Annotated in this window: 17 protein-coding genes; 7 read left to right on the plus strand and 10 right to left on the minus strand. The window is 60.2% G+C overall.

All coding sequences use genetic code 11. The features are described 5' to 3' along the window. Positions 1 to 153: 153 nt before the first annotated feature. The 4 genes from fabF to fabD form a co-directional block, all read right to left on the minus strand. On the minus strand, positions 154 to 1,416 hold the full coding sequence (fabF, locus tag PL599_RS17555; protein ID WP_077982567.1) for a beta-ketoacyl-ACP synthase II: 1,263 nt from the start codon (positions 1,414 to 1,416) through the stop codon (positions 154 to 156). 250 nt (positions 1,417 to 1,666) lie between these two features. Further along, a complete protein-coding gene (locus tag PL599_RS17560) occupies positions 1,667 to 1,903 on the minus strand; it encodes an acyl carrier protein (protein ID WP_003502080.1) in 237 nt (78 codons plus the stop codon). A gap of 350 nt (positions 1,904 to 2,253) precedes the next feature. After that, the gene (gene fabG / locus PL599_RS17565; RefSeq protein WP_080791001.1) at positions 2,254 to 2,991 is read right to left on the minus strand and encodes a 3-oxoacyl-[acyl-carrier-protein] reductase; all 738 of its coding nucleotides are present in this window, start codon (positions 2,989 to 2,991) and stop codon (positions 2,254 to 2,256) included. Between the two features lie 82 nt (positions 2,992 to 3,073). Next, complete coding sequence (gene fabD, locus PL599_RS17570) at positions 3,074 to 4,018, minus strand: ACP S-malonyltransferase (protein ID WP_269824193.1); 945 nt, start codon at positions 4,016 to 4,018, stop codon at positions 3,074 to 3,076. A 224-nt stretch (positions 4,019 to 4,242) separates the two neighbouring features. On the opposite strand from fabD, the gene PL599_RS17575 reads away from it, so the two are divergent. The 5 genes from PL599_RS17575 (at position 4,243) to rplI (ending at position 8,011) form a co-directional block, all read left to right on the plus strand. Continuing rightward, complete coding sequence (locus tag PL599_RS17575; protein WP_077982569.1) at positions 4,243 to 5,286, plus strand: aldo/keto reductase; 1,044 nt, start codon at positions 4,243 to 4,245, stop codon at positions 5,284 to 5,286. Positions 5,287 to 5,574: 288 nt separating this feature from the next. Next, positions 5,575 to 6,036, plus strand: coding sequence for a 30S ribosomal protein S6 (gene rpsF / locus PL599_RS17580; protein ID WP_003502065.1), 462 nt, complete (start codon positions 5,575 to 5,577; stop codon positions 6,034 to 6,036). Positions 6,037 to 6,049: 13 nt separating this feature from the next. Then, the gene (gene rpsR, locus PL599_RS17585) at positions 6,050 to 6,298 is read left to right on the plus strand and encodes a 30S ribosomal protein S18 (RefSeq protein WP_003502063.1); all 249 of its coding nucleotides are present in this window, start codon (positions 6,050 to 6,052) and stop codon (positions 6,296 to 6,298) included. 148 nt (positions 6,299 to 6,446) lie between these two features. Then, positions 6,447 to 7,421: a DUF2232 domain-containing protein gene (locus tag PL599_RS17590; RefSeq protein ID WP_077982570.1), complete on the plus strand. Its 975-nt coding sequence runs from the start codon at positions 6,447 to 6,449 to the stop codon at positions 7,419 to 7,421. Between the two features lie 14 nt (positions 7,422 to 7,435). Then, positions 7,436 to 8,011, plus strand: a complete 576-nt coding sequence (gene rplI, locus PL599_RS17595; RefSeq protein WP_077982571.1) for a 50S ribosomal protein L9 — start codon at positions 7,436 to 7,438, stop codon at positions 8,009 to 8,011. 104 nt (positions 8,012 to 8,115) lie between these two features. Here the strand turns inward: rplI and PL599_RS17600 are convergent, their stop codons facing one another. From PL599_RS17600 to PL599_RS17610, 3 genes are read right to left on the minus strand one after another with little or no spacing between them, the layout of a single operon-like run. Further along, positions 8,116 to 9,183: an HlyD family secretion protein gene (locus tag PL599_RS17600; protein ID WP_077982572.1), complete on the minus strand. Its 1,068-nt coding sequence runs from the start codon at positions 9,181 to 9,183 to the stop codon at positions 8,116 to 8,118. Positions 9,184 to 9,201: 18 nt separating this feature from the next. Continuing rightward, positions 9,202 to 10,929 carry an MFS transporter gene (locus PL599_RS17605; RefSeq protein WP_162520428.1) on the minus strand — a complete coding sequence of 576 codons (1,728 nt, stop codon included), beginning with the start codon at positions 10,927 to 10,929 and terminating at the stop codon, positions 9,202 to 9,204. Beyond that, positions 10,926 to 11,381, minus strand: a complete 456-nt coding sequence (locus tag PL599_RS17610) for a MarR family winged helix-turn-helix transcriptional regulator (RefSeq protein WP_142912521.1) — start codon at positions 11,379 to 11,381, stop codon at positions 10,926 to 10,928. The genes PL599_RS17605 and PL599_RS17610 overlap by 4 nt, the downstream gene beginning before the upstream one ends. A gap of 325 nt (positions 11,382 to 11,706) precedes the next feature. Between PL599_RS17610 and PL599_RS17615 the strand changes: the two genes are divergently transcribed. Next, the gene (locus PL599_RS17615) at positions 11,707 to 13,203 is read left to right on the plus strand and encodes a replicative DNA helicase (protein ID WP_003520716.1); all 1,497 of its coding nucleotides are present in this window, start codon (positions 11,707 to 11,709) and stop codon (positions 13,201 to 13,203) included. Positions 13,204 to 13,302: 99 nt separating this feature from the next. On the opposite strand, the gene PL599_RS17620 is transcribed toward PL599_RS17615, so the two are convergent. From PL599_RS17620 to PL599_RS17630, 3 genes are all read right to left on the minus strand, one after another. Continuing rightward, entirely contained in the window at positions 13,303 to 13,605 is a 303-nt protein-coding gene (locus PL599_RS17620) for an AzlD family protein (RefSeq protein ID WP_077982574.1), read from the minus strand. Then, the gene (locus tag PL599_RS17625) at positions 13,602 to 14,306 is read right to left on the minus strand and encodes an AzlC family ABC transporter permease (protein WP_077982575.1); all 705 of its coding nucleotides are present in this window, start codon (positions 14,304 to 14,306) and stop codon (positions 13,602 to 13,604) included. The genes PL599_RS17620 and PL599_RS17625 overlap by 4 nt, the downstream gene beginning before the upstream one ends. A 94-nt stretch (positions 14,307 to 14,400) precedes the next feature. Further along, entirely contained in the window at positions 14,401 to 15,258 is an 858-nt protein-coding gene (locus tag PL599_RS17630; RefSeq protein ID WP_170985470.1) for an AraC family transcriptional regulator, read from the minus strand. A gap of 86 nt (positions 15,259 to 15,344) precedes the next feature. On the opposite strand from PL599_RS17630, the gene alr reads away from it, so the two are divergent. Then, a complete protein-coding gene (gene alr, locus PL599_RS17635) occupies positions 15,345 to 16,520 on the plus strand; it encodes an alanine racemase (protein ID WP_269824192.1) in 1,176 nt (391 codons plus the stop codon). The last annotated feature ends 51 nt before the right edge of the window (positions 16,521 to 16,571 follow it).

Raw genomic sequence — 16,571 nt, forward strand, 5'->3', positions numbered from 1 at the left:
AGCCGGCACCGGCAAACGCTTCCCATAAAACGACTACAATAGCGGCGCGAAAACCGGAATAGCTTTCACAGGCCGCAATGCGTTCTTCAAATGAAAGAACGTCCTTTGTCAGCACCCGGTGGGAGGGCGCCAGCGGCGGCAGAGCCGCCGCGATTATGCTTCGTAACGACGCAGCACGAGGGAGGCGTTGGTGCCGCCGAATCCGAAGGAGTTCGAGAGCGCCACGTCGACCTTACGCTTGCGCGCCTTGTGCGGCACGAGATCGATCTTCGTCTCCACATCGGGATTATCGAGGTTCAGCGTCGGCGGAACGATGTTGTCGCGGATCGCAAGCGTCGCGAAGATCGCCTCGATAGCGCCCGCCGCACCGAGAAGATGGCCGGTCGCCGACTTGGTGGAGGACATGGAAATCTTCGAGGCCGATTCGCCGACAAGCCGCTCGACCGCGCCAAGCTCGATCGTATCGGCCATGGTGGAGGTGCCGTGAGCGTTGATGTAGTCGATATCGTCAGGCGTGAGACCTGCGCGCTTCAGCGCCATCGACATGCAGCGATAGGCACCTTCACCGTCCTCGGACGGTGCGGTGATGTGATAGGCATCGCCAGAGAGGCCGTAACCGACGACTTCCGCATAGATCTTCGCGCCGCGCGCCTTGGCGTGTTCCAGCTCTTCCAGAACGACGATGCCCGCACCTTCACCCATGACGAAACCATCGCGGTCACGGTCATAAGGGCGCGAGGCCTTCTGCGGATCGTCATTGTGTTGTGTGGAAAGCGCCTTGCAGGCGGCGAAGCCGGCGAGCGCGATGCGGCAGACCGGCGATTCGGCGCCGCCGGCGACCATGACGTCGGCATCGCCGAGCGCGATCAGACGGGCGGCGTCGCCAATGGCGTGCGCGCCGGTCGAGCAGGCCGTCACCACGGCATGGTTCGGTCCGCGCAGCTTGTGGCGGATGGAAACCTGGCCGGATACGAGGTTGATCAGGCGGCCGGGAATGAAGAATGGGGAAATGCGCCGCGGGCCCTTGTCGCGCAGCGTATAGCCCGCCTCGACAATGCCCTCCAGGCCGCCAATGCCGGAGCCGATCAGAACGCCTGTCGCGATCTGGTCCTCGTCCGTTTCCGGATGCCAGTTTGCGTCGGCAAGCGCCATGTCGGCGGCAGCCATGCCGTACAGGATGAAAGGATCGATCTTGCGCTGTTCCTTGGGTTCCATCCAGTCATCGGCATTGAAAGTGCCGTTGGAACCATCGCCGACGGGAATACGGCAGGCGATCTTTGCCGGCAAGTCTTCGACTTCGAATTCAGTCACGAGACGGGCGCCGTTCTGGCCGGCCAAAAGCCGTTCCCAGGTCACTTCCGTTCCGCATCCAAGAGGAGATACCATGCCGGTACCGGTGATAACGACACGCCTCATCGCCAACGCTCCGCCCTTATCCAAATCATCGGTCTTCCTGCAACACCGGGCACCATGAGATGGCACTCTCGGCAGGCTGCAGTACGTCTCAATCTTTGCTTGAAGGTTACAGGCAGCGTTATCGCAGCCCGTGACCTTTAGGACAACGGGAAAGGGTGCCTTTGCGGCACCCACCGTCTGCCTATAAAACATTGGCCCGGACAAGCCGGGCCAAGACGGGAAGATATGTCACCCTCCCGATGAAGGTCGATCAGGCCTGGGCCTTCTCGATGAACTTGACGGCGTCGCCGACCGTCAGGATCGAGTCAGCTGCGTCGTCGGGGATTTCAACGCCGAATTCTTCTTCGAAAGCCATGACCAGTTCAACGGTGTCGAGCGAATCAGCGCCCAGATCGTCAATGAAGCTGGCGCCTTCGACAACCTTGTCGGCGTCAACGCCAAGATGATCAATTACAATTTTCTTTACGCGTTCTGCGATATCGCTCATGTCGGTTTCCTCGACCTTTATTTTGAAGGGAATGCCTTGCGGCACCCTGCCCTGTTAGAAGCCCTCATGCGCCGTTCAAATCCGGCGCTGCTGGCAAACCCGTTCAACCCGTTCCAAGCTAGACATCGTCACGCAAAATCGCAACGGCTTCCTGTCTCTCCGGGACGACTGTTCACAGTCTTGGCCCGCTTAACATGGTTTCAATCGGTCGAAAAGCCTGAAAACGCGCTAAGCACAGCGTATGACAGGCAATTTCGCCGAAAACCAGTCGGCGGAGCCTTGCGGCGCCAGCTACCCAAGAAGGTGCTTAAACAGCGCCGCAATCCTTTTCATGACAGCCTTAGGCGCCGTCAGATCATAGCCATGCCGCCATTGACGTGCAGGGTCTGGCCGGTCATGTAGCCCGCCTCGTTGGAGGCGAGGTAGAGAACGGCCGAGGCGACCTCAGCACCGGTTCCCATGCGCTTCATGGGAATGGCGCCCATGATGGCGTCTTTCTGCTTGTCGTTCAGCTTGCCGGTCATGGCGCTTTCGATGAAGCCCGGCGCCACGCAGTTGACGGTGACGTTGCGGGTGGCGATTTCCTGGGCCAGCGACTTCGAAAAACCGATCATGCCGGCCTTGGAAGCGCAATAGTTGGCCTGGCCGGGATTGCCGGTGACGCCGACGATGGAGGTGATGTTGATGATGCGGCCGAAACGGCGGCGCATCATCGGATGCGTCAACTCACGCGTCAGGCGGAACATCGCCGTCAGGTTCACTTCGATGACGTTGTCCCAGTCCTCGTCGCTCATGCGCACGAAGAGGCCGTCCTTGGTGATGCCGGCATTGTTGACGAGGATATCGACACCTTCCAGTTCGGCTTCGGCTTTTTCGCCGAGTGCCTTTACTTCTGAGCGATCGGCGAGGTTGGCCGGGAAAATCTTGACGCGCTCGCCAAGTTCCGCCGCCAGCGCCTCGAGCTTTTCAACGCGCGTGCCGTGCAGGCCGACGGTTGCGCCCTGGCTGTGCAGAAGGCGGGCGATTTCTTCGCCGATGCCGCCGGTTGCGCCGGTTACGAGAGCCTTGCGGCCTGTCAGATCAAACATGTCCTATTCCTTCTTTAGAGCTTCGGACTGAAAATGTTCAGCGCTGTTGCGCCCGATGAATGCGGCAGCCGGAGTATCCGTCTCAGCCGATAAGCGTGGCAAGAAGCTGGTCGATATCGGCAGCGCCGTTGACGGCAACGCCGTTCACCGTCTTGTCGATGCGGCGGGCAAGGCCCGTCAGCACCTTGCCGGAGCCGATCTCGTAAAGCTGCGTGACATTGTTGGCGGCGAACCATTCTACCGTCTCGCGCCAGCGCACCTGCCCCGTCACCTGCTCGACCAGCAGGGCGGCGATCTCATTGGCGTCGGAAACGGGAGCGGCGCGCACGTTGGCGATAACAGGCACGACCGGATTGTGCTTCTCGACTTTCGCCAGAGCCTCGCGCATCGCTTCCGCCGCCGGCGCCATCAGCGCGGAGTGGAAGGGGGCGGAAACCGGCAGCATAATGGCGCGCTTGGCGCCCTTGTCGGACGCGATCTCAGCAGCCTTCTCGACGGCGGCCTTGCCGCCGGAGATGACGAGCTGGCCACCGCCATTGTCATTGGCGATCTGGCAGACGCCGAGAATGGCCGCTTCTTCGCAGATTGCCGAAACGGCGTCATGCTCAAGCCCGATAATCGCCGCCATGGCGCCCTCACCCACCGGCACGGCGGCCTGCATGGCATTGCCGCGAATGCGCAGAAGACGCGCGGTATCGGCAACCGAGAAGGTGCCGGCGGCACAGAGCGCCGAATATTCGCCGAGCGAGTGGCCGGCGACATAAGAAACCGTATCGGACAGCTTGAAACCGCGCGCTTCGAGAACCCGCATGACCGCCATGGACACTGCCATGAGGGCCGGCTGGGCGTTGGCGGTCAGCGTCAGCGTCTCTTCAGGGCCGTTCCACATGATATCGGAGAGCTTCTGGTCGAGCGCCTCATCGACTTCCTGAAACACGGCGCGCGCTTCCGGATAGGTATCCGCCAGCTCCTTGCCCATGCCGACGGCCTGACTTCCCTGTCCGGGAAAAGTGAATGCAATACCCATGGGATGTCGTCCTTCTTGTCTGGCGTTGCCTTTATTCTTGTCGACTTCCATTCACATTCCCGCCAGCGAAGTCAAGGCTTGAAGCCCCATGGCGGGCCCTCGCCAGGGGTTTTGCCGACCTGTTTTCCCCTTATCTTTCATCATATTTTTTCTTGCACTGCGGCAAATCCCCATTACTTTCACCCCACCTTCCAAACTATCTGGCCAAGCACCGGGACATTTCCATGAAACAAAGACTATTGGGCCGCACGGGTATTTCCGTGTCTGAAATCTGCCTCGGCACCATGACGTGGGGCACGCAGAACACCGAAGCCGACGCGCACGCGCAGATGGATTACGCCGTCGAAAACGGCGTCAATTTCTTCGATACGGCAGAACTTTATCCTACCACCCCCGTTTCCGCCGAAACGCAGGGGCGGACGGAAGACTATATCGGCACCTGGTTTGAAAAGACCGGAAAGCGCGATCAGGTCGTGCTCGCCACCAAGGTCGCAGGCTCTGGACGTGACTACATTCGTGGCGGTCGCGATATCGACGCCGCAGCCATCCGCGAGGCGGTGGACACCAGCCTCAAGCGCCTGAAGACCGACTATATCGACCTCTACCAAATCCACTGGCCGAATCGCGGCACCTATCATTTTCGTGGCGCATGGAGCTTTGACGCTTCCGGCCAGGACACCAAGCGCACGCTCGCCGAAATCACCGAAAAGCTCGAAACGCTCGGCGAATTGGTGAAGGCCGGCAAGATCCGCGCCATTGGTCTCTCCAACGAAAGCGCCTGGGGCACGCAGAAATATATCGATATCGCGGAGGCTAACGGCCTGCCGCGCGTCGCCACCATTCAGAATGAATACAACCTGCTGTACCGCAGCTTCGATCTCGATATGGCGGAAGTCGCCCACCACGAGGACGTTGGCCTGCTCGCATATTCGCCGCTGGCGGCAGGGCTGCTGACCGGCAAATACCAGAACGGCGCCCGCCCGGCGGGTTCACGCGGCAGCATCAACAAAGACCTCGGCGGTCGCCTGCAACCGCTTCAGGAAGCGCCGGTCAAGGCTTATCTGGAGCTTGCTGCCGCTCATGGCATCGATCCAGCAAAGCTCGCCATTGCCTTCTGCCTGACGCGCCCCTTCATGGCCTCCGTCATCATCGGCGCGACGACGATGGAACAGTTGAAGGTTGATATTGCGGCTGCGGATGTGACGCTGTCGGACGAGGTACTGAAGGGTGTAGCGGCGATCCACCGGCAATATCCAATGCCGATCTGACGATGCAACAGCGCGCTTTTTCGCACTCGCCCTTGCATTCCGGGCAAAAATCCGTATAAGCGCGCTGTTCACAACACCCGGTCCAATTGGCTGGTGGCTGAACGGAGGGCTGGTTCCGGTAACGGAACAGCAGGAACCATAAGGTTTTTCCGGCCTCCCGTGTCTCCGCTCTCGACCGTCTCGAACAACGCTTTTCTTGCTTTAAGGCTCACGCCTTTTCAGGAGCAGTCGTTGAGGCTTAGCGCCGTTGCCGGGTGAAGGACGAAACGCAAGAAAGGCAAAGCTTAAATGGCTCTTTACGAACACATCTTCCTTGCCCGGCAGGATATTTCTGCCCAGCAGGTTGACGCACTTGTCGAGCAGTACAAGGGCGTTATCGAATCGTTCGGCGGTAAAGTCGGACGCGTCGAGAACTGGGGTCTGAAGTCCCTCACCTACCGCATCAAGAAGAACCGCAAGGCTCACTACGCTCTCATGGACATCGACGCTCCGGCGGCCGCCATCCATGAAGTCGAGCGCCAGATGCGCATCAACGAAGACGTTCTTCGCTACATGACCATCGCCGTCGAAGCCCACGAAGAAGGCCCGTCCGCGATGATGCAGAAGCGCGATCGCGACGACCGTCCGCGCCGTGACGGCGACCGTCCGGACCGTGGCCCGCGTGAAGATCGTGGTCCCCGCGCACCGCGCGAAGGTGGCTTCGGCGACCGCGAAGACCGTCCGCGCCGTCCGCGCGAAGACCGTGCATAAGGAGAATTGACCTATGGCTGACGCATCCTCTTCCCAGGCACGCCGCCCGTTCCACCGCCGTCGCAAGACGTGCCCCTTCTCCGGCGCCAACGCTCCGAAGATCGACTACAAGGACGTTCGTCTCCTGCAGCGCTACATTTCCGAGCGCGGCAAGATCGTTCCTTCCCGCATCACGGCCGTTTCCCAGAAGAAGCAGCGCGAACTCGCCCAGGCGATCAAGCGCGCCCGTTTCCTAGGCCTGCTGCCTTACGTCGTAGCATAATGAATTGAAGCGAGGCTGCGTTTTGGCGCGGCCTCGCTTTATCTCAATCCTTCTGCGTTGGGCGCGGATCGATACCAAAAAACCCATGTTGGGGATGAGGCTCCAAGGAGCGATCCTCTAACTGCTTAAGTTTCAGCAGGACAGCGAAGTGCAGAAGTTGAATCAGACAGTGCTGATCTCCGGCGTTCTCGCCGGCATATGCGCCGCGTTTTTAACGCTTGGCGCAACGGCACAGTCGTCGCTTTCTTTCCTGCTTTATGCCGGTTCCGCCATGCCGATTTTCATCGCCGGCATGGGCTGGGGCAACCGCGCCGCCATTATCGCGATCATCACCACGGCCATCATCGGTGCTTTGGTCATGTCGCCGCTTTTCGCGCTGACGATTGCCATCTTCACGCTGATTCCGGCGGGCTGGCTTTCGCATCTGGCCAATCTGGCGCGCCCGGCCTCCGAACTCGGCGGCCCGGATGATCTGCTTGCATGGTATCCGCTTTCCGGCATCGTGCTGCATCTGTGCATTCTGGTTTCCGTCGCCGTCGTCATTCTCGGCTGGATGATCGGTTACGGTCCCGATCTCGTCGCGCGCATGGTCGATGTGATGATGACCTCGGTTCAGAGCCGCGAACCCCTGTTCGAGCCCAATGTCGAGGCGCTGGCGCAAACAAAGACCCTGTTGGTGCTGATGCTGCCGATCGTTCAGGGCGGCCTCTGGGTCATCCTTTTGTTTGCCGCCTATTATTTCGCGACGCGAGTGGTCGGCACCTTCGGCAAGGGTCTTCGCCCGCGCGAGGACATCGCTTCGGCACTGCGCATGCACCGCAACGCCATCTTCATTTTCCTCGCTGGCATCGTCGCCATGTTCCTTGGCGGCGTCGCGGCCATGGTCGGAGCGGTCATCTGCGGCACCTTCGGCGCGGGCTTCCTGATGGCGGGTTACGCCTCGCTGCACAAGCGCGCGCGTGGAAAGGACTGGCGTCTGCCGGTTCTCATTCTCGCATATCTCTCGGCGGTCTTTGTCTTTCCGCTGTTCATCATTCTCGTGTTCGGCCTGAGCGACGTGCGCAGCACGATCTCTCTTACTCCGACGCGGAAAACCGACAATACGAACGAAACCAACAACTAGAAAGGATCAAGAAGATGGACGTTATTCTTCTCGAACGCATCAACAAGCTCGGCCAGATGGGCGAAACCGTCAAGGTTCGCGACGGCTATGCCCGTAACTTCCTGCTGCCGCAGGGCAAGGCGCTGCGCGCCAATGCTGCCAACAAGACCCGTTTCGAAACCGAGCGCGCAACGCTCGAAGCCCGTAACCTCGAGCGCAAGTCGGAAGCCCAGAAGGTTGCCGAAGCCCTCGAAGGCAAGTCCTTCATCGTCGTCCGTTCGGCTGGCGAAACCGGCCAGCTCTACGGTTCTGTCGCTGCTCGCGACGTCGTTGAAATCCTCGGCGCCGAAGGCTTCAACATCGGCCGCAACCAGGTTGAGCTGAACACGCCGATCAAGACCATCGGTCTGCACAACGTTACCCTGCACCTGCACGCCGAAGTCGAGCTGCAGGTCGAGCTGAACGTTGCCCGTTCGGCTGAAGAAGCAGAGCGTCAGGCCAAGGGCGAAAGCCTCACCTCCGCTGACGCCATTTACGGCGTTGACGAAGACGCGCTGCGTCCGGAAGATTTCTTCGACCCGGAAGCTGACCGCGACGGCGACGACGAATAAGATCTGGCCTAACGGTCAAAGGAAAACCCCGGATGGCGACATCCGGGGTTTTTTGTTTGTTGTGTTTGTAGAGGGGGGGTATCCCTCCGCAAACTCAACGCCCACTACCTCGCCGCCGTCTCCGTGCGCTCAGGCGCCTTGCTCTTGTCCACATGCACCACCACCGACATGCCTGGAGAAAGCTCCGCCGTCAGGGGCTGATCGGCATCGATCGCGATCCGTACGCCGAGGCGCTGGGCGATCTTTACGAAATTACCCGTCGCATTGTCAGGCTTGATAACGGCGAATTCCGAACCCGTCGCGGGCGAGAACCGTTCCACATGGCCGGTAAGCTTGCGGCGATGCAGCGCGTCCACCGAGATCGTCACCGGCTGGCCGACCTGCATGCCGGCGAGCTGGGTTTCCTTGAAATTGGCGATAACCCAGACATCATGCGGCACAACGGCCATCAGCTGCGTGCCGGCGGTGACATATTGGCCAGTGCGCACGCCGATTTCGCCGAGCCTGCCATCGACCGGCGCGTGGATTTCGGTATTGGCAAGATCGATCCGGGCCAGTTCGACGGCGGCTTCGGCATTGGCGACGGCTGCCTGCAGCGAGCTGCGGTTGACGATGATCGTCTGCAAATCCTGTCGCGACACTTCCAGCGCCGCCTTTGCCTGCGACAGCGATGCCCTCGCCTTTTCCAGCGCGGCATGAGCTTCTTCCTGGAGGCTTGAGGTTCCTACCCCGCTTTTGATGAGATTGTCCTGCCGGTCGGAGGCGAGCTGCGCCTGTTTCAGCGAGGCCTGCGCGCTGTCAACCGCCGCCTCGCTGGAGCGAATATTGGCATTGGCCGCATTTTCCTGCTGGCGGGAATTGTCGAGTGCCGCCTTATGCGTATCGAGCGTTGCTTCCGCCTGGGCCTGTTTCTGGCGATAGATGCGGTCGTCGATCTTCGCCAGCAGGGTGCCCTGCTTGACTTCCTGATAGTCCTTCACCGGAACATTCACCACATAGCCACTCACCTGCGGGCTCATCGTCGTGACATAACCCCGCACAAAGGCATTGTCGGTCATTTCGACGGTGGAAAGGAACGGCGGCAGCCGCCACGCGTAAAGCACCAGCGCCACACCGGCGATGCCGCCGAGCAGCACGAGAATGGAAACGGGGGTAAAAAACTTCTTCAGCATGATGTCACTCTTGGATGTTCAAGACTGTGTCGCTGGCGCGGCACCGGCATTTCCCGAAAGGAGTGGCCAGATGCGTCGCCAGGCAAGATGGATTAAAAGGAAGGCAAGCGCCAGCGCCGAGACAACGGCGATCAGCAGGAACGTATCGTTATAAGCAAGCACATAGGCTTCCCTGCTGACCTGCTGACCGAGCAGCGACAGCCCCTCGGCCTTCAGCAATGCCGGATCGGTGATGACATGACTGTAAGCGCCGGAAAGTTGCGAGACGCGCTGGGCGACTGCGGGATTGGTGAGCAGGATATTTTCCACCAGAATATTGGAGTGGAATTTTTCCCGCAGCGTCACGAAACTGCCGAGCAGGCCCGTCATCAACATCGATCCGGTAATCTGCGTAAACAGGAAGATGGTGATGAAATTCACCAGATAGGGTGTGCCCCTTGCAATCGCTGCGCCAAAACCCTTCGCCATGACAGGCGGCAGGAACATGGCGGCGCCGAACGCAATCATCATCTGGCTGAGATACATTTGCTCCGGGCGGGTCAGATTGGTGGACTGACTGTCCATAAAGGACCCGGCGGCAATCAGCGTCAGCGCAATGACATGGGCCGTATCGACATATTTCGTCAACATCAACCAGGCGCAGGCCGCCCCACCCAGGAGGGTCGCCAGCAGCACCAGCGCATAAAGCGGAATTGTCTGATCATTGAGCAGGCCGAGCTGCTGGTAAAAGCTGACGGCCGTCGAGGATTGTTCAGACGATACCGCTCTATAGACCAGCAGGACCGCGATGGCGTGCAGGTTGGTTTTGGAGAAAATCCAGCGCAGGTCGAGAAGCGGGTTCTGGCGCGGCAATTCAATGAAAGCCATCAGTGTCAGAAGAGCAATGGATGTCGCCAGCAGCGCACCGAGCCACCAGGTCTCGAACCACCAATAGAACCGGCCCAGCGTCAGCATCACCGCGAGGCAACCGAGACCGCCAGCAAACAGGAGATAGCTTAGAATATCCATGCGCTCGATGACTTTCGCGCGCGGCGGCGGCGTGACCTTGAGGACGTAGATCATGGCAAGCGAGATCAGCGCAAAGCCGACTTCCATTGAATAGAGGGCGTTCCAGCCGTCAATCGCCAGCAGCGAGGGTGAGACCATGCGCGCAATCGGCGCGGACAGCAGGGTTCCCGTCAGCGCAATGCTGAAGCCGAGCGAGAATTTTCGCGCGGGCGGAAAAGCTTCTAGTATGTAGAGGAAGCCGAGCGAGGAAATCGGTGCGGCGGCCATGCCGCTGATGAAGCGGATGACGATCGCCGAATGCAAATCGGTGACGAAAAGATTGAGGCAGTTGGCGATGACAAAGGCGACGATCGAAAGCTCGGCGAAGGGTCGCAGGCCATATTGCGCCCTGACCTTGAACAAAGCGATGGAGAAGGTGGCATAGGGCGCCATATAGGCCGCCGAAAGCCAGGCCACCTCAGCCACGGTTGCGGAAAACTCGCCCTGCAGCTGATAGAGATTGGCCATGACGAGGTTCATGCCGAGACCCTGCGTGATGAAAAAACACAGCCCAGCGAAAATGAAGCAGAGCCGCAGCCACAGCGGCCGATCCGGCTGAACGGGCGCGGCAAGCGTTGGTTCCGGTTCCGCAGCTGTCGCAGAAACGACCGCAGGCGTCACATTCGCCTGCTTCTCCGCCGTATCCGGCTCCTGGTTAAGCCTCACATCGTGATCATTCTGCGATACCACGGTGCTCATGCCTGCCCCCTTCCCGAAGCGAGATTTTGCAGGTTGGCCGACAGGCGGCGCATGACATCCAATGCCATCGCCAGATCCTGCGAGGAAATATCGGCGGCAATCTCGGAACGCAGCGACTTTGCCATCGCCTGCACCGTCTCCGACGTTTTCTCGCCTTCCGCCGTCATGTGGATGCGTTTGGCGCGGCGGTCGTTCTCATCGGAACGGCGTTCGATGAGGTTTTGCTTCTCCATGCCGTCGAGCACGCGCACCAGGGTCGGCGTCTCGATTTCCATTTCCTCGGCAAGTTCCGTCTGCGTCAGCGGACCTCGGCGAGAAAGGGCGAAAAGCGCCCGCGCGCGGGCCAGCGTCAGGCCGCTTTCCCCCACCCGCGCATCGAAAAACGCGCGCAGTTTGCGGGTAAAAGCGGAGACTTCATCCAGAAGCTGTTCCTTGTCGGTCTCGCGGGACATGTCAGTAAGCCTTATAATTAGCACACTACTTATTTTCTACCTATTTATTCGTAAGGCTGACGAATTTCAAGGTTCTTTCACGCCGGGTCTGCCATGCGGTAAACTCATGGCAGCGAATCACGTTGCCGCGAATTCCGGGCCGGTAATTTTTCCCGCCCCTTGTCTGCGCCCCCTGTGGATTGCTGGGGACAACTGAAGATGTGATCGAGCGCAACGGGGCAGACGTCACCCTGCCATGGAGTGTTGCAACAATATCATTGACTGCCATGCCCCAGGAAGCCAAAGCCTGAGGTGTAAGAAAAGGCAAAGGGAGATCGCGCAAACCATGAACGACGCTGTGAGAAAGATCACCCCCGCGCAACCGGCGGAACCGCATTACCGCGAAGCGCCGAACAACATCGAAGCGGAACAAGCGCTGCTGGGCGCCATCCTCGTCAATAACGACGCCTATTATCGCGTGTCGGACTTCCTGAAGCCCGTGCATCTTTACGAACCGCTGCACCGTAAGATTTTCGAGGTGGCGGGCGATATCATCCGCATGGGCAAGACCGCCAATCCGGTGACGATCAAGACCTTCCTGCCCGCCGACGACAAGATCGGCGATCTGACGGTGGCGCAGTATCTCGCGCGTCTGGCGGCGGAAGCCGTCTCGATCATCAACGCGGAAGATTACGGCCGGGCGATCTACGATCTGGCGCTGCGCCGCGCACTGATCCAGATCGGCGAGGATGTCGTCAACATCGCCTATGACGCGCCGCTCGACATGCCGCCGCAGGCGCAGATCGAAGACACCGAACGCCGCCTGTTCGAACTGGCGGAAACCGGCCGTTACGACGGCGGTTTCCAGTCGTTTAACGACGCCGTGGCGCTGGCGATCGACATGGCCGGCGCCGCCTTCGAACGCGACGGCAATCTCTCCGGTATTTCCACCGGTATTCATTCGCTCGACGCCCGCATGGGCGGGTTGCAGCGTTCCGACCTTATCGTGCTTGCCGGCCGCCCGGGTATGGGCAAGACCTCGCTTGCGACCAACATCGCCTACAACATCGCCGCATCCTATGAGCAGGAAGTGCAGCCGGACGGGTCGTACAAGGCGAAAAACGGCGGCGTCGTCGGCTTCTACTCGCTCGAAATGTCGTCCGAACAGCTCGCTACCCGTATCATTTCCGAGCAGACGGAAGTGTCTTCCTCGAAAATCCGCCGCGGCGACATCACCGAGGCCGATTTTGAAAAGCTCGTCGCCTGCTCCCAGATGATGCAGAAGGTGCCGCTTTACATCGACCAGACCGGTGGCATCTCGATTGCCCAGCTTTCCGCCCGCGCCCGCCGCCTGAAGCGCCAGCGCGGCCTCGATGTTCTGGTGGTCGACTACGTTCAGCTGATGACCGGCTCCGGCAAGAGCGGCGAAAACCGCGTGCAGGAAATCACCCAGATCACCACGGGTCTGAAAGCGCTCGGCAAGGAACTCAACGTTCCGATCATCGCGCTGTCACAGCTCTCCCGTGCGGTGGAAAGCCGCGAAGACAAGCGTCCGCAGCTTTCCGACCTGCGTGAATCCGGCTCCATCGAGCAGGACGCGGACGTGGTGCTGTTCGTGTTCCGCGAGGAATATTACGTCAAGAACATGGAGCCGCGCGATATATCCGATCCCAAATATGCCGAATGGGAAGCCCTGTTCGACAAGGTGAAAGGCACGGCTGACGTCATCATCGCCAAGCAGCGTCACGGACCGACCGGCACGGTGAAGCTTGCCTTCCAGTCCGAGTTCACCCGCTTTACGGATCTGGCCGATCCGAGTTTCAGCCAGTACGAAGAGCATTGATCCGGCAACAATGGCAAAGAGGGTATGTTTACCGTCTCAGCCATGTCTCACATTGCGTAAACAAGGCTGGAATCTTTTCAGGGTCTTGGCGGAATTTTCTCACAATCCGATTCCGCGCAGCAGCGCCACGGCCGCAACACCGAGCGTTGCGGCCGGCAGAAGGCTGAGGCGCAGCGCCGCAACCGCGGTGATTGCACAGGCGATGGTTTCCGCCAAGCCACTGGCGAGCGCCGTCGGCGTCACCACGGCCATCAAGACGGCGGGCGGCACCACGCCGAGCGCCTTTTTCAGGCGCGGTGTCAGCGAAAAATGAGTGACCAGCAACAGGCCGCCAAGGCGGGTGGCGACGGTTGCCGCCATCATGGCAAGGATTGTCAGCAGCGTATTCGGGTCGAGCGTCATGCCGGCTGCTCCACCTGTTCTTCATGCCCGAAGGCGGCGACGGCAAGCCCCGCCAGCGCGCCGGCGGCGATATACCACGCGCCTGGAACCAGCGTGTGGGTGAGACAGGCGGCGGATGCGCTTGCCAGAAGCACGAAGCCGGTTTCCCTGCCCTTCCAGAACCCCATGAGCAGCACGATGAAGACGGCGGGAAAGGCGAAATCCAGACCGATGACCGACATGTCTCCCACCACCGAACCGAGCAGCGCGCCGGCAAGGGTTGCAAGGTTCCAGACGAGATAGATCGAGAGCGCGGCACCGGTGAAGAAGGCCGCCGTCAGCCTGTCGGCGATGACGCGGAATTCGGACAATGCCCAGGATTCGTCGGTCAGCACCAGCATGGCGGCATATTTCCGCCAACCCCTGAAATCCTCCAGCTTGCCCGCGATGGAGGCGCTCATCAACACATGGCGCAGATTGACGAGAAGCGCCGCAAAACCGAGCGCTGTCCAGCTTGCGGGATGCGTCCATAGATCCATGGCAACGAATTGTGAGCCGCCGGCAAAGACAAGCAGCGACATCAGCGAGGCCTCGAGCGGCGACAGGCCTTTGCCGATGGCGACAGCACCGAACACCGCGCCGATCGGCACCATGGCGACAAGCAATGGGGCGGCGGCCCGCAACCCCGCGATAAATTCCGCGCGTTTCTCCGATATGAACATCGCATTCTCCCTTTCGAAGGAAAGGGATTACGCCTGAGAAATACAGTCGTCTTGAACAAAAGTGACGCCGCGTGACGGTAAGGTCTGCGGCAAGTCAACCCGTCCGAAATTGTCCTGGTGTTACGCCAGTACGCGCTTTGAAATGCCGGGTGAAATGCGCCTGATCGGCGAAACCACACAGAACCGCCACCTCGGCCGGCATCTCCCCTGCACGCAGAAGCCGACGCGCCCTGCGGATGCGCACATCCGTCAGATAGGCATGCGGGGTGATGTGAAACTCCTTGCGAAAAGCGCGGATGAGATGCGCCCGGCTGAGACCGGCGATAGAGGCGAGTTCTTCAAGGCCGATATCGCTCTCGTAATTATCGGTGAGATAATCGCGGGCGGTATGAACCGCCCTTTTCTCGCGGGTTTCAACCGGCAGGATGATGGCGCTGCCATGCCTGCCGAACAGCGCCGCCAGAACCGAGAACATCCCCTCATCCGCCTCCAGCGCGCCGGATTTCGTCTCCAGCCGCCGGTGGGCCATCTGAAAGGCGGCCGCCATCTGCGGATCGTGCGGCAGGAATTTGGGAAAGCACGGCGTGCCGTGAAATGCCCTGCCCGTTACGTCCTCGATGATGTCGCGCAGCAGTTCCGTGTCGGGATAGATCATCCGGTAACGATAACCGCCGCCGCCCGGCGCGCCGTCGTGAATCTCGTCTGGATTGATGAGATAAAGATGCCCCGGCCCCGTCTGTTCGGTGGTGCCCTGAATGGTGGAGATCTGCGAGCCGCTTTCGATGGCACCGATGGAAAACGTGTCATGTGCATGCGGTGAGTATTCATGGGTGAGAAACGTCGCGCTGAGGCATTCCATGCCGCCAAAACGTCCGTCCCGCCAGAAACGCGTGGTTTCCGTCGTGGCAACGGGCATAAAATCAAGGGCCTGTTCCTGCGAAACATTGTGCATGAGCGAAGTTTAGAGCATTCCGTCCTTACCGTCTTGAACAAAAGTGCTAGGGTCTGGCCGGTTCCAAAATCAACCGGACGCATGGCATGACAGACGACTTCGAAGACAGCTTTCCCGAAAACGAAAATGATGCTTTCGAGCACGCGCCGCTGCGGCTGACCGTCGATCTCGGCGCGCTCGCCGACAATTGGCGGGACATGAAGAAGCGGTCCGGAAGCGCCCGCACGGCGGCTGTCGTCAAGGCCGATGCCTATGGTCTCGGTATCGAGGATTGCGGCGCGACGCTTTACCATGCCGGCGCGCGGGACTTCTTCGTGGCGACGGTGGCTGAGGGCGCAACGTTGCGATCCTATGCCCCGGAAGCGCGCATCTTCGTCCTGTCAGGCATCTGGCAGGGGCAGGAACGGCAGGTCTTCGACAACGATCTTGTGCCGGTGCTGGCGTCAGAAGAGCAGCTGTCGTTCTGGATGGCGACGGTTGCCGAGCGCGGAGACCACCCCTGCGCGCTGCATGTGGATACCGGCTTCAATCGCCTCGGCCTTCCGCTCGACGACGCCCTGTTCCTTGCCGACGACGTGACACGACCGGCGAGTTTCGATCCGGTTCTGGTGCTGTCACACCTCGCCTGCGCCGACACGCCCTCCTCACCGATGAACAGGGCGCAGCTCGAATCATTCCGGAAGGTTAGCGCCGCTTTCGAAGGTATCGAATCAAGCCTTTCGGCATCCGCCGGGATTTTCCTCGGCTCCGACTATCATTTCGACCTCACCCGCCCCGGCATTGCGCTTTATGGCGGCGAAGCCGTCAACGGCATGGCCAACCCGATGCGGCCCGTGGCGAAGGCCGAGGCGCGGATCATCCAGATACGCGATGCGAGCGAAGGCCAGACCGTCAGTTACGGCGGCAGCTTCCTGCTGAAGCGCGCCAGCCGGCTTGCCATTGCTTCCGTCGGTTATGCGGATGGATATCAGCGTTCGCTTTCCGGCTCCGGCATTCCGCTGCGCGAAATGGGCCATGGCGGCGCCTACGGTGCCGTTAACGGCCATAAAGTGCCCGTGGCGGGACGCGTGACCATGGATCTCACCATTTTCGACGTGACGGATGTACCTGTTAATGCCATCCGCAGCGGCGACTATATCGAGCTTTTCGGCCCCAACGTACCGGTCGATGAGACTGCACGGGCGGCCGGCACCATCGGCTATGAGATGTTCACGGGGCTCGGCCTGCGTTACGAACGGCAATATCTGATGGCCGACGACTGAGGGCTGCCTTTAGCTCTTGGAAAGCCGATGTGACCTGTGCTAAAAGAGAAC

It is taken from the genome of Agrobacterium sp. ST15.16.055, assembly GCF_027956555.1.
GTDB classification, from domain to species: domain Bacteria; phylum Pseudomonadota; class Alphaproteobacteria; order Rhizobiales; family Rhizobiaceae; genus Agrobacterium; species Agrobacterium salinitolerans.

Bases quoted from the DNA above. Each gene is read 5' to 3' on its own strand.
- fabF (WP_077982567.1), bottom strand. From the start codon at position 1,416: ATGAGGCGTGTCGTTATCACCGGTACCGGCATGGTATCTCCTCTTGGA.
- PL599_RS17560 (WP_003502080.1), bottom strand. From the start codon at position 1,903: ATGAGCGATATCGCAGAACGCGTAAAGAAAATTGTAATTGATCATCTT.
- fabG (WP_080791001.1), bottom strand. From the start codon at position 2,991: ATGTTTGATCTGACAGGCCGCAAGGCTCTCGTAACCGGCGCAACCGGC.
- fabD (WP_269824193.1), bottom strand. From the start codon at position 4,018: ATGGGTATTGCATTCACTTTTCCCGGACAGGGAAGTCAGGCCGTCGGC.
- PL599_RS17575 (WP_077982569.1), top strand. From the start codon at position 4,243: ATGAAACAAAGACTATTGGGCCGCACGGGTATTTCCGTGTCTGAAATC.
- rpsF (WP_003502065.1), top strand. From the start codon at position 5,575: ATGGCTCTTTACGAACACATCTTCCTTGCCCGGCAGGATATTTCTGCC.
- rpsR (WP_003502063.1), top strand. From the start codon at position 6,050: ATGGCTGACGCATCCTCTTCCCAGGCACGCCGCCCGTTCCACCGCCGT.
- rplI (WP_077982571.1), top strand. From the start codon at position 7,436: ATGGACGTTATTCTTCTCGAACGCATCAACAAGCTCGGCCAGATGGGC.
- PL599_RS17600 (WP_077982572.1), bottom strand. From the start codon at position 9,183: ATGCTGAAGAAGTTTTTTACCCCCGTTTCCATTCTCGTGCTGCTCGGC.
- PL599_RS17605 (WP_162520428.1), bottom strand. From the start codon at position 10,929: ATGAGCACCGTGGTATCGCAGAATGATCACGATGTGAGGCTTAACCAG.
- PL599_RS17610 (WP_142912521.1), bottom strand. From the start codon at position 11,381: ATGTCCCGCGAGACCGACAAGGAACAGCTTCTGGATGAAGTCTCCGCT.
- PL599_RS17615 (WP_003520716.1), top strand. From the start codon at position 11,707: ATGAACGACGCTGTGAGAAAGATCACCCCCGCGCAACCGGCGGAACCG.
- PL599_RS17620 (WP_077982574.1), bottom strand. From the start codon at position 13,605: ATGACGCTCGACCCGAATACGCTGCTGACAATCCTTGCCATGATGGCG.
- PL599_RS17625 (WP_077982575.1), bottom strand. From the start codon at position 14,306: ATGTTCATATCGGAGAAACGCGCGGAATTTATCGCGGGGTTGCGGGCC.
- PL599_RS17630 (WP_170985470.1), bottom strand. From the start codon at position 15,258: ATGCACAATGTTTCGCAGGAACAGGCCCTTGATTTTATGCCCGTTGCC.
- alr (WP_269824192.1), top strand. From the start codon at position 15,345: ATGACAGACGACTTCGAAGACAGCTTTCCCGAAAACGAAAATGATGCT.